Here is a 13408-nt window from a genome sequence, read left to right as displayed (position 1 = left end):
TCCCTGGCACACAGGGAGGCCCTTTTGCATGGGTTTCAGCAGTTCAGCTCAGCGAGCTAGATTCAGCGGAAAAGCTTCGAGGGCCACCAGATTTTCTTACCGATATCTTCCACGAGGGCGGGGATCAGCAGGGCCCTCACCACGGTGGCGTCGAGCAGCACGCCGAAGGCCACAATGAAGGCGAGCTGAGCCAGGAAGATCAGCGGGATGACGCCCAGGGCGGCGAAGGTTGCCGCAAGCACGATACCGGCTGAGGTAATCACACCACCCGTTGCCACCAGCGCCGTCCGCAGGCCCTGTTCGGTCCCCTGATGCAGGGCTTCTTCCCGCACGCGGGTCATCAAGAAGATGGTGTAGTCGATACCCAGGGCTACCAGGAATACGAAACCGTAGAGAGGTACAGTGGGGTCGGCGCCGGGGAAGTTGAACACGTGGTTAAAGACCAGGGCCGAAACGCCCAGGGCAGTGAGGTACGACAGTACCGTGGCAGCCACCAGCATCAGCGGGGCCAGAATTGAGCGCAGCAGAACCATCAGAATCAGGGTGATAACAACAAGTACCACCGGGATGATGAGGGTGCGGTCGCGTTGGGCGCTATCGATGGTATCGAGGGCGGACGCGGTCGTCCCGCCAGCCAGCGAGCCAGGAGCTGCGCTGGCAAGGCTCTCGCGCATCTGGCGCGCGGTCTCTTCTGCCTGCGGTGAGTCGGCGGGGTCAGCCAGGGTCACCTGGAGCATGACTCGGCCGTCCACCTCGGTGGGGGCAATACCGGCAAAAATCGGCGGCACTGACTCAGCAGAAGCACCCACCGGCACAGTACCAGCGGGTGACTCCTGGGCGACCGCGACAATGGAGCTCACCCCATCGAGCCCGTCAAGGGCAGCCACTGCGGTATCTTGCTCAGCAGCAGGCACAATTACATTTGCCGGGGAGCCTGAGCCACCGGGGAAGTGTTCAGCCAGCACGTTCTGGCCATCCCGTGCCTGAGACTGCCCCAGCACCAGGTCAGATTGGCGCACCCCATTGGCCTGGAAAGTCGCAGAAAAGCCGGCGAAGATAGCCAGCACCAGAGCCGTAACCAGCCAGACTGTGCGGGGCTTGCCCGACACGAAAGCCACAATTTTTGCCCAGAAGCCGGCTGAGGCGTCCTTAACCTCAGCGGAATAGCGGGGGCGGGCAGGCCAGAAGGCTACCCTACCCAGCAGGGCCAGGACGGCGGGCAGAAAGGTCAGTGAGGCCAGCATAGACAGCACGATGCCGGTAGCTGCCACGGGCCCCAGGGCCTTGTTCGACGACAGCTCAGAAAGCAGCAGGCACAGCAGACCCGCAATCACCGTACCGCCAGAGGCCAGAATCGGCTCAAGGGACCCGCGCCAGGCAACCCGGGTTGCCTCCCAGCGCGAGAGGTGCTGGGTGAGGGCCTCACGGTAGCGGGCTACGTAAAGCAGGGAATAATCAGTGGCGGCGCCGACCACCAGAATCAGCAGGATTCCCTGCACCTGGCCGTTGATCATGACCCAGCCGGCATTCGCCATGTGCCAAATAACGAAGATGGCACCCGAGAGGGCAACCATCGAACTGGTCAGCACGATGATGGGCAGCAGGGGTGAGCGGTAGACCACCAGCAGAATTACGAAAACCACAATCAGGGCAACTGCCAGCAGGATGCCGTCGATACCGCCAAATGCCTCAACTAGGTCGGCCGAGAAGCCAGCCGGGCCGGTCACGTAGCCGGTGAGGCCGTCGGGGGCCTGGGTTATCTCGGCGCGGATTCCATCAACGACCTCTCGGGTCTCATCGGCGGTGGAGATGGGCAGAATGAGCTCCGCTGCCCGACCGTCCTCTGAGTAAATGACGGGCGAGCTTTCACCGGTGAAAGTGCCGGACTCCGCCAGCTGGCCGGTGAGCCCCTCTAGGTAGGTGCGGTGGGCATCGGTGAGGGAACCGTCAGCTTCAAAGACAAGAATGGCGGGCACCGCATCGGTACCCAGGAAATCGCCCTGCTGCTCTACCACCTGGGTAGATTCGGCAGAAGCGGGCAAAAAGTCAGTCTGGGAATTGGTCGAGACCTCGGAGATTTTGCCGAAGTAGGGCCCGCCGATACCTGCCACGGCGAGCCAGGCCAGGGTCAGCAGGGCAGCCAGAACTACCCGAACCCAGGTGCGAGAAGAGGAGCCGGCCCTGGTGGAGCCGGCTTCCGAAGAAGAAGTATGCATACTGAGAGTCTAGCCCCTGCCAGAGACCCAGGCTAAGGGAGTCTCAAGCGGGCCACGCCGCAAGAAGGTCTGACCGAGCAGGCGCTGCCAGGTCCAGGCAAAGAGCAGGGCACCTAAAATCAGGCCGAACATCATGGCCCAGGAGTTATCAGAGGCAGGCAGGCCGTAGGTCGGAGCATAGTTAGCGTACAGGGCCAGTACGGCAATCTGGAGCACGTAGAGGGAAAGGGTCATACGCCCAGCTCCCACCAGGGCACCGGCCAGGTGCTCCCGCCCGGCTAGAGCGCGCGCCAGCAGGCAGCACCAGCCCACGGTCGCCAGGCAGGCTGCCAGGCTAAAGGCAATCTCAAGCCGGCTGGAGGTGTAGGGAAGGAGCTCTGCAACAGCAAAACAGGAGTACCAGAAGAGACCGCCGGTCGCCAGGCTCCCCAGCAGGGCCAGGGCTACATCACCCCAGACGCCCCAGCGTTCGATAAGGAAGGCGATTACCGCACCGATGCAGGCGTAGGTCAGCAGGGTAAAGACCTGGTAGTTCTGACCGGTGAACATCCACTCGTAGAGGTAGGCAGTGTAGCTGCCGTCGAGAGATGCCTGCATAGCCTGGGGCTGGAAGTAGGTCCGGGCGGACGCCGCAAACCACCAGCTGCCCACGGCCAGGAGGGCCAGGGCCCAGGAGGGCAGGAAGACAAGAGGCGCCATGAGCAGGCTCAGCAGCCCCAGATGCTCCAGTACGATATCGACCGGGGCGCCCCAGGTACCGATGTAGAGCCCCACAGCAACCAGAACAATGGCCCGCACTACCGACGAGGCGAAAAGGGCGGGGAAGCTCATACGCTGAGATGAGAAGAAGGCGCCCGCCCCCAAGAGGAAGGCGAAGAGCGGGGCTGTTAGAAATTCGCTCAGGTGCAGCACCCCACCGGGGCCACCGCCGGGAGCTCCATGGGCAATAAACATGCTGATTAGGGCAGCACAGCGAGCCAGGTCAATACCGATAACACGGCCTGCGTTTTTTAGGTCGGTCACGCAATACTCCTCAATAAATACCTGCTTTAGCCTAACACTGCCCCGCCGCCCTGCGCGGTCAGGGGAAGCCATGGCACACTGGTTAGGTTGCCCCTCATCTCTCTGAAAGTCACTATGAGCACTCACTCCACCGACGTCGTCCTTCTGGCCGCCGGTTCATCGGCGACCAGCGAGTATATTTCTATCTTCTGGATTACCGCTGCGGCGCTTTTAGCACCCCTGGCGTCAGCCCTGGTGAAGAAGAAAATCCCTGATGTTGTCTTCCTGATTATCTTCGGCGTTCTGATCGGTCCGCAGGTTCTAGGGCTTGCCAGCACCGACGGTGGGGTGGCCCTGGTCAAAGACCTGGGTCTGGGGTTGCTCTTTTTGCTGGCTGGTTACGAAATTAACGCCGGAGCCCTGCGCGGACGCCAGGGGGCTTTCGCTGTGGGGTCCTGGCTGGTGAGCTTCACCCTCGGCCTGGTTCTGGCGATGAGCCTCTCCCAGTTTTCGGGGTCTTTCTCGACCTACGCGGTCGTCGGCATTGCCCTAAGTTCCACCGCCCTGGGCACCCTGCTGCCCCTGCTCAAAAGCCACGGTAAGGCGGGCACGAAAGTCGGCGACGGGGTGATGGTGCACGGGGCTATCGGCGAGGTGCTCCCTATCTTTGCGATGTCCCTGCTGCTCTCGTCGCACGCCCCCTGGGTTGCGGTGCTGATTCTGCTGGCCTTTATGGTCATTGCGGTTATTTCAGCGGTTGTGCCCCACCGCCTCTTCGAGCATATTCCTGGCCTGCGCCGCACCATGGCAGCTGAGGCTAACACCACCAGCCAGACCATGCTCCGCCTGGCCATGTTCCTTCTGGCTACCCTCATGATGGTCGCCGCGGTCTTTGAGCTCGATGTGGTGCTCGGCGCTTTTGCCGCCGGCATTATCCTGCGCTCCCTTACCCCCGAGGGCGCCTTTGAGCCCTTCTCCAAGCGTCTTGAAGCCCTGGGCTTTTCCTTCCTCATTCCCCTCTTCTTCGTGAGCTCGGGTATGGGCATCAAGGTGTCGGTCATCTGGGAGCAGCCGCTGCTTCTTGCCGGTATTGTGCTCGGTATTCTGGTGGTGCGCGGCCTGCCGGTCTTTACCGCTGAAAAGTTCTTCGATACCGGTTCGGGGCTCACCACCGTGCAGGAAAAGCTCCAGCTGGGGCTCTACTCTGCGGCGGGCCTGCCCATCATTGTGGCTGTCACCGAGGTGGCGCTGGCCAACGACCTGCTTAGCGAACAGAACGCTTCCCTGCTGGTGGCAGGTGGGGCGCTGACCGTCCTTCTCTTCCCCCTGTGGGCCTCGGCCATCGGGGCGGTGGGGCGTAAGGACGCCGATTCCCACCCGGGTGCCTCTGGCCGCTCAAGCTCACGGCAGCGCCGTAGCGCTAAGAAACTAGAGCGGGCCGCCGCGGTGCGGGCGGCAACGGGCGCTCTTCCCGTCATCAAGCGTCCGAATTCCTAGCTCCCCCATGGAGTACCCAGCAAAAGGGCCCCCTTGCCTGAGCAAGGGGGCCCTTTCTAGCACAGAGCGGGTATCAGCCTACTTGAGGATGATGACGTCCAGGGTACGGGGGCCGTGCACGCCTTCAACGCGGATTAGCTCGATGTCTGAGGTCGCTGAGGGGCCTGAGATCCAGGTGATGGGCTTGTCGAAGTTCAGACGGGCCACGGTCTCGGGGATTAGCTCGACGATGGTATCGACGGGAACCACGCAGATGTGGTGGTCGGGTACCAGGGTGATGGCGCGGCGGCCTTCGGTCTCGGTGCTGTTCAGGGCGATAGTGCCGGTCTCAGCGCAGGAGACGGTTGAAGAGGTGACAACCGCGTCGATGGCGTCAAGTTCGCGCACGGAGAGGGCTCCGGGCTTGTTGGCGTTGCCGGAGTCAACCACGCGGGAGCGGGCTGTGGTGTCTTCGGGCAGCCACTCGGTCTTGAGGCCGGTGGGCACCACGTAGCGGGAGGACTTGCCGAGCAGCTCGCCCACGCGGGCGGCGATGGTCTCTTCGGTCTCGTGGTAGACGTTAGCCTTGTAGTCGATCAGGCGGTCGACCAGCATCTCGATGACTTCCTCGGCGCCCTTGTCGCTTTCGCGGCGGTAGGAGCGGACGGGCTCAGCCGGCTGGGGGTTATCCCAGAGGGAGGCGCGGATGCGGCCCAGGATTTCTGCTTTTGCATCAGACATTAGTTGGCCTCCTTGGGGGCGATGGGGTTAGCGGTCTCAGCGTTGGCGTGGGCCTCGGCAATCTTGGCCTGGTTAGCGGCAATGATGGCCTGCAGGTCAACGCGTTCGCCGCCTACACGCTTGGGGGCAGAGCCGCGCTCCTTCTTCCACTCGTTGCGGAAGGAGGTCTTGGGGGGTGCCGGGATATCGCGGTATTCGGTCCAGCCGCCGACGATACCGGGCAGCTTGGTAATCTTGCCCTTCTTGCCGGTAATCAGCTTGGAGGCGGGCAGACCCTTGGTGGCCAGGGCCATGAGGGCACCTGAGCTGAAGAGCTTCTTGGCGCCGAACATCATGGCGTCCATCTGCACGTGGCGTTCCTTCTTGCCACCTTCGAACTCGCCCTGGGCCTTTTCGTGATCAACGGCCTTGCCGCGCAGGTGAACCAGCACATCGGGGATATTGATCTTGACGGGGCAGGCCTCGTAGCAGGCGCCGCAGAGGGAGGATGCGTAGGGCAGGGTGGAGTTGTACTGGTTCTCGATACCGCCCAGCTGGGGGGAGAGAATTGCGCCGATGGGGCCGGGGTAGGTGGAGCCGTAGGCGTGGCCACCTGCGCGTTCGTAGACGGGGCAGACGTTCATGCAGGCTGAACAGCGGATGCAGTGCAGGGCCTGGCGACCAACCTGGTCGGCCAGGGCTGCGGTGCGGCCGTTATCCATCAGGATGACGTGCAGGTTCTGGGGGCCGTCGCCGGGGGTCACACCGGTCCACATGGAGGTGTAGGGGTTCATGCGCTCACCGGTGGACGAGCGGGGCAGCAGCTGGGTGAAGACCTCGAGGTCCTGCAGGGTCGGCAGCAGCTTTTCGATGCCCATGAAGGTAATCAGGGTATCGGGCAGGGTCAGGCACATACGGCCGTTACCCTCAGATTCAACGATGGTCATGGTGCCGGTTTCGGCGATGCCGAAGTTGACGCCTGAGATGGCGACCTTGTTGGTCAGGAACTTCTCGCGCAGGCGGAAGCGGGAGGCTTCTGCCAGTTCTGCCGGGTCGTTGGTGAGGTTGGGGTTGACGCCCTCAATCTTCTTGAGGAAGATATCGCGAATCTCGGTGCGGTTGCGGTGAATTGCGGGCACCAGGATGTGGGAGGGGCGGTCGTTGTCGCCCAGCTGGACGATTTCTTCTGCCAGGTCGGTTTCAATAGCCTGGATGCCATGCTCTTCGAGGAACTCGTTGAGGCCGGTTTCGGCGGTGGCCATTGACTTAATCTTGTTGACCTCGGTGACGCCTTCAGCCTGGATCAGCTTGAGGGCGATTTCGTTGGCCTCGTGGGCGTCGCGGGCCCAGTGTACGTGGCCGCCGCGGGCGGTGAAGTTCTTTTCGAACTCTTCGAGGTAGGTGTCAAGGTTGGCCATGACCTTCTGCTTGATCATGGAACCTGCGGTGCGCAGATCCTGCCAGTCGGGCAGTTCTGAGATAACGGCGGCGCGCTTGTTACGAATCTTGTGGGTAGCAAAGCCCAGGTTGGCGCGCAGCTGCTCGTTCTGGAGTTCCTTCTCTGCGTATTCGGGGAAGGGCTCGAATTCGAAGATATTGCCGACGCCGTGGCGGACCTTGGGCATGCCGAGTGCGGTGGTTGACATGGCTTTACTTACCTCCTGCGGTAACAGCTACGGGGCCGGTGACCTTGAGCGGGTTTTCCTTGGTGGATGCAAGAATCTCGGCGAAGTGTACGGTCTGTACGGGTGAGTTCTTGCGGGAGAGAGCGCCGCCGATGTTCATCAGGCAGGATGAGTCGCCGCCGGTGCAGACCGATGCACCGGTTGCTTCAATGTTCTCTACCTTGTCGGCAACCATGGCGCCGGAGGTGTCTGCGTTCTTAAAGGAGAAGGTTCCACCGAAGCCGCAGCACTGGTCAAGGCCGTCAATCTGGGTGTATTCCAGGCCCTCAACGGTGCGGATCAGGTCTTCCTGGCGGGTGCCCAGACCCAGCAGGCGCATACCGTGGCAGGATGAGTGGTAGGTGACCTTCTCGGGGAAGTAGGAGCCCAGCTGTTCTGCTGCGTTGGTAATGCCGCAGACGTCGATGAGGAACTGGGAGAGCTCGAAGGAGCGGGCAGCCAGTGAGGCGGCAGCGCGGGCGGTGGCGTTGTCGCCTGCTCGCTCTGCAATCATGGGCTGCTGGTGACCGAGGGAGGCGACGCAGGAGCCTGAGGGCGCAACGATTGCGTCGAAGTCCCATTCTTCAAAGGCCTGTACGTGGGTTTTGACGATGGGGTAGGCGTCGTCGAAGTAGCCCGAGTTGACGTGCATCTGGGAGCAGCAGGTCTGGCCCTGCGGGAAGACGACCTCGTGGCCGAGACGCTCCAGGATGTCAACGGTAGCCTTAGCTACCTTGGGGTACATTGCGTCGACGATGCACGTTGAAAACAGTGCGACACGCATGTTGGTTCTCTCTTCTTCTGTGCGGCATGGGTAGCCCGCGTTTTCCTCACCGGTTCAGGGGCGCGGACGCCGGTGGCCGGGTGGGAGAGGAAGGGCGGGCGGGGTGCCTGTTAGATTCTTTTCCTACTCCCTCATTTAACACGATGGGGTCGGTGTTTCGATACTTTAAATAGGGCATATTTTCTTATGCAAATAATCTAACGGTCTGACCACACAAAGAAAGCTGAAAGAACCCCGCTCCTCCACCGCGGGCGTCCGCACACCCCAAGAACCACACAAGCAGGCGCATGCCAACACAAGAGCGCACCCAAAAACCCCGAAAAACCCACAAAACCACAGGGGCGAAAAAAATACCGCAAATAGATGCGGCCACAGCTTGGCGAAAGTGAACTGCCTCATGTAACGTAGACCTCGAAAAGCAATGGTCTGACCACAGGAGGTTAGGCCTCATATTTTTTGGCTCAGCGCCCCACAGATGTGACGCCCAGCCATACCACACATCACTAAGGAGAATACGGTGGAAAATACCTATACCGCTGTAACCGACGCCGTAGGAGGAAGCCTCGCGCTCAGCGCCCTGGTCTCCACCCTGCCGCTGTTGGCATTCTTTATCATGCTGCTCGGCTTCAAAGCCCGCGCACACGTCGCCGGTCTCGTATCGCTGATCGTTGCAATCCTCGTCGCCATCTTCGGCTTCGGCATGCCCTGGGACCTCGCCGGCATGTCAGCCTTCCGCGGCGGCATCTACGGCCTCTTCCCCATCGTCTGGGTCATCCTCATGGCCATCTGGTTCTACGAAGTCACCGTCCTCTCAGGCCGCTTCGAAGACCTGCGCCGCACCTTCGACCTCATCGGCGGCGGTGACCTGCGCATCCAGGCCATCCTCATCGCCTTCTGCTTCGGCGGCCTCCTTGAAGCCCTCGCTGGCTTCGGCGCCCCCGTTGCTATTACCGCAACCATGATCCTGGCCCTCGGCGTCAAGCCCCTCAAGGCTGCCACCACCGTCCTCATCGCCAACACCGCACCCGTTGCCTTCGGCGCTGTCGCTATCCCCATCACCACCGCCGGTGAAGTGGGCGGCAAGGACGCCACCGTCATCGCAGCTCTCGTCGGCCACCAGGCCCCCTTCATCGCCTTCTTCGTGCCCTTCATCCTGCTCTGGATCCTCGACGGCGTCAAGGGCCTCAAGGACGCCTGGATGCACGCAGCCGTCATCGGCGCCTCCTTCTCTATCGCCCAGTGGTGGGCCTCTGCGCACTTCGTCTACCAGCTCACCGACGTCGTAGCCTGCATCGTCTCCATCGCAGCAGCCGTTGTCTTCATGCGCTTCGTCAAGCCCCGCGGTGTTGAAGGCGTGCGCGAACGCTACGGCATCACCGCCCCCCTCGAAGTTGAGCACCTGCCCGGCCGCCGCATCTGGATGGCCCTTATGCCCTACCTGGTCGTTGTCATCATCTTCGGCCTGGCTAACCTCTACACCCCGCTCGTCGACTGGCTCAAGACCACCGCCATCAAGTTCGAGATGCCCCTGCTCAAGGACCGTCTGCTCACCGCTTCAGGCGACCCGGTCAACTCCGTCTACTCCTGGGCATGGCTCGGTAACCCCGGCACCTACCTGCTGATCTCAGGTCTACTCGTTGCCATCCTGTACTCCATCTTCAACGAAAACGGCAAGTACAAGATCTCTATCGCTGACGCCGTCAAGGAAATCGGTACCGTCGCCTACAAGATGCGCTGGACCGCCGTTACCATCGCCCTCGTTCTGGCCCTGGCCTTCGTCATGAACTACTCCGGCCAGACCGTTGCCATCGGCGAATACGTCGCCTCCCTCGGCGTCGCCTACGCCTTCCTGGCACCCGTCCTCGGCTGGGTCGGCACCGCCGTCACCGGCTCCGACACCTCAGCCAACGCCCTCTTCTCCAAGCTCCAGGTCACCGCCGCTGAGCACCTGCAAGAAGGCGGCATGACCGGCGCCCACCCCGAACTCATGCTGGCTGCTAACACCACCGGTGGTGTCGTCGGCAAGATGATCTCACCCCAGTCCCTCGCCATCGCGGCCACCTCGGTCAACATGGAAGGCAAGGAGTCCGAAATCTTCAAGGCAGTTCTCGGCTGGTCCTTCATCCTGCTGCTGGCTGTCTGTGCCCTGGTCTTCCTCCAGGCCACCGTCCTCTCCGGCCTGCTGGTTGAGCCCTACCTCACCGGCCACTAATCACCAGCCTCGCCCTATGAGTTAGGCAGACAAGGGCGGTGCAGTCCCACGTAACACACGTTGGAACTGCACCGCCCTTCCCTATACCTTGTCTATGTACCTACCCCACTTGAAAGACAGCGCGTGAAAGAAAAAGAGCCCACCTACACCGCCCTGCTCGAGTCAATAGAGCACCGGCTGCGCCACGGCCAGCTGCGCGTGGGCGACCGGCTACCCGGTGAGCGTTCTCTCGCCGAAGAGTACGGCATTTCCCGTGCCTCGGTGCGCGAAGCCCTGCGCATTCTCTCCGCGGTGGGCCTCATTCGGTCGGGGGTGGGCTCAGGCCCCAAGGCCGGCGCTGTCGTGGTCTCAGAACCCTCGGACGCCCTCGGCTGGGCTCTACGTATGCACATCGCCACCCGCACCCTGCCGGTAGCAGATATCGTGAGCACCCGCGTCCTGCTCGAAGGCGAAGCCGCCGCCCGGGCAGCCGATGTAGCCCAGAAACCCGAACACGCCGCGTCCCTAGCAACCGCCCGGCAGTACCTCGACGAAATGGACCACGCAGATATTAGCGACGACCGCTTCCACTTCTGCGACACCCGCTTCCACTACGAAATATCGTCCCTCGGCGGGAACATCGTGATGGACACCGTCATCGACTCCCTGCACCTAGCCACCGTAGGCTACGTACAGGAAGCCGTGCCCTACCTCGACAACTGGGAAGCAACCAAACGGGAACTCCAGGACCAGCACCGGGCCATCTACGCGGCAGTTATTGCCGGAGATGCAGAACGTGCCCAGCGAACAGTCGCTGAGCACATTCGATGGTTCTACGCCCTCTCAGAAATTGGTGCTGCCCATTATGAGTACCACCAGAAGGTGCGCGATGGGCAGGTCTAGGCCTCGAACTTCTGACCGGTTAGACGCTCGTAGGCCTCAACGTAGCGGGCACGGGTCTTCTCTACGACCTCGGCAGGGAGCTCAGGCACAGGGCCGGTGCCGTCCCAGCCCGACTCCTCGCTCTTGAGCCAGTCACGCACGTACTGCTTATCGAAAGAAGCCTGGGCACGGCCGGGCTCGTAGTCGTTGGCATCCCAGAAACGCGATGAATCGGGGGTCAGCACCTCATCGCCCAGGGTGATTTCACCGCGGTAGGAGTCGGTACCGAACTCAATCTTGGTGTCGGCCAGAATGATGCCGCGCTCACGCGCAATCTTCTCGGCGGTCTCGTAGACATAGAGAGTCAGTTCCTGCAGGCGGTCGGCGATAGCCTCCCCCACCTCAGCGTCGAGCTCTTCACGGGTGATGGGCTCGTCATGCTCCCCCACCTCTGCCTTGCCCGTGGGCGTGAAGAGGGCAGGTTCCAGGCGGGATCCATCTACCAGACCGGCGGGCAGCTCAAACTCGTTGACCTTACCGGTCTTACGGTAAGAAGCCAGGCCGGAGCCGGTCAGGTAACCGCGTACAATGCACTCAACAGGGAACATGTTCAGAGACTTACAGATCATGGCGCGGCCAGCCACCACCTCGGGCACGTCGGTAGACAGCACATGGTTGGGCACACCCTTAAGCTGCTCAAACCACCAGAGGGACATCTGAGTCAGAATCTTGCCCTTATCGGGAATCTCGGTGGGAAGCACCTGGTCAAAGGCGCTGATACGGTCGGTGGCAACCACCATCACGGAGCCGGCACGCAGTTCGGCGTCGTCCTTCACGTTCAGGCCGGTGACGTCCTGGGTGTCCTCGTCGGGGATGTAGAGGTCACGGACCTTGCCGGAATACACGTGCTTCCAGCCGGGAATGTCTACGGGGGTATGGCTCATGATTTTCTCCTGGGGGTGTGCAGGTGGGCTGTGAGGTGATAGAAAAGTGACTGCCCACGCGGGTGCGGTTGGCAGTCACAGGAAGCTAGTTCTGGGTGGGAATCTGAATGCGATTCTCGGCCGCAGCGAGCGCAATGTCTGAACGGTACTGGGCACCCTTCCAGGCAATGTCGCGCACGCCGGCGTAGGCAGCCTCGCGGGCTTCGGTGAGGTTCTCGCCCAGGGCGACGACAGCCAGCACACGGCCACCGGCGGTGACAATCTCTTCACCATCAAGGGCGGTACCTGCGTGGTCAACGTGCACGTTCTCGCGCTGGTTGGCGGCGTCCAGGCCGGTGATGGCATCGCCCTTGCGGGGAGTGTCGGGGTAGTTCTCTGCTGCCATGACCACGTCAACGGCGGTGCGGGGGTCCCAGTCAAGAGCAAGGTCGGCGGGCAGTTCGCCCTTGGCCGCTGCCAGAAGGACGCCGCCGAGCGGGGTGCGCAGGCGGGCCAGAACGGCCTGGGTTTCGGGGTCACCAAAGCGGGCGTTGAATTCGATCACGCGGATGCCGCGGGAGGTAGCTGCCAGGCCACAGTAGAGCACGCCCACAAAGGGGGTACCGCGGCGAGCCATTTCGTCAACGGTGGGCTGGGCTACGCGCTCAATGACCTCTTCGACGAAACCTTCGGGCAGCCAGGGCAGGGGGGTGTAGGCGCCCATGCCACCGGTGTTGGGGCCTTCATCATTATCGAAGATACGCTTGAAGTCCTGGGCGGGCGAGAGGGGCAGGCAGGTGCTGCCGTCGGAGATCACGAAGAGGGAGACTTCGGGGCCATCGAGGTATTCTTCGATGACCACGGTGCCACCGGCGGCGAAGCAGGCTTCGGCGTGGGCCAGGGCAGCGTCGAAGTCTTCGGTGACCACAACACCCTTACCGGCGGCCAGGCCGTCGTCCTTAACCACGTAGGGGGCGCCAAAGGTAGCAAGGGCGGCTTCTGCTTCTTCACGGTTAGTGGCAACCTTGGCCATGGCGGTGGGTACATTGGCGCTGGCCATGACCTCCTTGGCAAAAGCCTTGGAGCCTTCGAGTAGGGCCGCAGGCTTAGAGGGGCCAAAGACAGGGAAACCTGCATCGCGCAGGGTATCTGAAACACCGGCAACGAGGGGCGCTTCGGGCCCGATGACGACCAGGTCAGCGGCCAGCTCGGTGGCTAGCGTAAGGGCTGCCTCGGGGTTATTTGCATCGATAGCGTGCACGGGGACGTCCTGGGCGATACCCGCGTTGCCGGGGGCTGAGTGCACCTCGGTAACGGCTAGATCTTTCAGGAGTGCTCGGATAATTGCGTGTTCACGACCGCCGGGGCCCAGTACCAAAACCTTCATTCTTTTAGGCTACCGGCAAGGTCACGATTTGATGAAGTTTTTACCGCAGTTTGAGCGGTTTTTGCCGATTGATTTTTGCGGACGCCCGCCCCGGCACGCCCGCTCGGGGCTGGTAGGCGCGTATCGGCGTCCGCACCGCGATGCCCCCACTCAACTCACGTCA

Annotated in this window: 10 protein-coding genes; 3 read left to right on the top strand and 7 right to left on the bottom strand. The window is 62.1% G+C overall.

Going from position 1 to position 13408, the window contains the following annotated elements:
* Nucleotides 1–62: 62 nt before the first annotated feature.
* Both L7A20_RS03985 and L7A20_RS03980 read right to left on the bottom strand, forming a co-directional pair.
* Entirely contained in the window at nucleotides 63–2216 is a 2154-nt protein-coding gene (locus tag L7A20_RS03985) for an MMPL family transporter (protein ID WP_237222485.1), read from the bottom strand.
* 9 nt (nucleotides 2217–2225) lie between these two features.
* Entirely contained in the window at nucleotides 2226–3239 is a 1014-nt protein-coding gene (locus tag L7A20_RS03980) for a hypothetical protein (protein ID WP_237222484.1), read from the bottom strand.
* 114 nt (nucleotides 3240–3353) lie between these two features.
* On the opposite strand from L7A20_RS03980, the gene L7A20_RS03975 reads away from it, so the two are divergent.
* The gene (locus tag L7A20_RS03975; protein WP_237222483.1) at nucleotides 3354–4715 is read left to right on the top strand and encodes a cation:proton antiporter; all 1362 of its coding nucleotides are present in this window, start codon (nucleotides 3354–3356) and stop codon (nucleotides 4713–4715) included.
* A gap of 78 nt (nucleotides 4716–4793) precedes the next feature.
* Here L7A20_RS03975 and L7A20_RS03970 read toward each other — a convergent pair whose 3' ends face one another.
* The 3 genes from L7A20_RS03970 to L7A20_RS03960 are packed head-to-tail and all read right to left on the bottom strand — an operon-like array spanning nucleotide 4794 to nucleotide 7862.
* Nucleotides 4794–5435: a LutC/YkgG family protein gene (locus L7A20_RS03970; RefSeq protein ID WP_237222482.1), complete on the bottom strand. Its 642-nt coding sequence runs from the start codon at nucleotides 5433–5435 to the stop codon at nucleotides 4794–4796.
* Complete coding sequence (locus L7A20_RS03965) at nucleotides 5435–7060, bottom strand: LutB/LldF family L-lactate oxidation iron-sulfur protein (protein ID WP_237222481.1); 1626 nt, start codon at nucleotides 7058–7060, stop codon at nucleotides 5435–5437. The genes L7A20_RS03970 and L7A20_RS03965 overlap by 1 nt, the downstream gene beginning before the upstream one ends.
* Nucleotides 7061–7064: 4 nt before the next feature.
* Nucleotides 7065–7862, bottom strand: coding sequence for a (Fe-S)-binding protein (locus L7A20_RS03960; protein ID WP_237194982.1), 798 nt, complete (start codon nucleotides 7860–7862; stop codon nucleotides 7065–7067).
* A 517-nt stretch (nucleotides 7863–8379) separates the two neighbouring features.
* On the opposite strand from L7A20_RS03960, the gene L7A20_RS03955 reads away from it, so the two are divergent.
* Both L7A20_RS03955 and L7A20_RS03950 read left to right on the top strand, forming a co-directional pair.
* Nucleotides 8380–10074, top strand: coding sequence for an L-lactate permease (locus tag L7A20_RS03955; RefSeq protein ID WP_237222480.1), 1695 nt, complete (start codon nucleotides 8380–8382; stop codon nucleotides 10072–10074).
* Nucleotides 10075–10197: 123 nt separating this feature from the next.
* Nucleotides 10198–10956 carry a FadR/GntR family transcriptional regulator gene (locus L7A20_RS03950; RefSeq protein WP_237194991.1) on the top strand — a complete coding sequence of 253 codons (759 nt, stop codon included), beginning with the start codon at nucleotides 10198–10200 and terminating at the stop codon, nucleotides 10954–10956.
* Here L7A20_RS03950 and L7A20_RS03945 read toward each other — a convergent pair.
* A complete protein-coding gene (locus tag L7A20_RS03945) occupies nucleotides 10953–11879 on the bottom strand; it encodes a phosphoribosylaminoimidazolesuccinocarboxamide synthase (RefSeq protein WP_135012541.1) in 927 nt (308 codons plus the stop codon). The genes L7A20_RS03950 and L7A20_RS03945 overlap by 4 nt on opposite strands.
* A gap of 85 nt (nucleotides 11880–11964) precedes the next feature.
* Nucleotides 11965–13245, bottom strand: coding sequence for a phosphoribosylamine--glycine ligase (purD, locus tag L7A20_RS03940; RefSeq protein WP_237222479.1), 1281 nt, complete (start codon nucleotides 13243–13245; stop codon nucleotides 11965–11967).
* Between the last annotated feature and the right edge of the window lie 163 nt (nucleotides 13246–13408).

Origin of the sequence: Rothia nasimurium, assembly GCF_928381415.1 — a bacterium.
Lineage (GTDB): Bacteria > Actinomycetota > Actinomycetes > Actinomycetales > Micrococcaceae > Rothia > Rothia nasimurium_H.
Note: the sequence above shows the minus strand (reverse complement) of the source record. Positions and strands in the feature narration are given on the sequence as shown.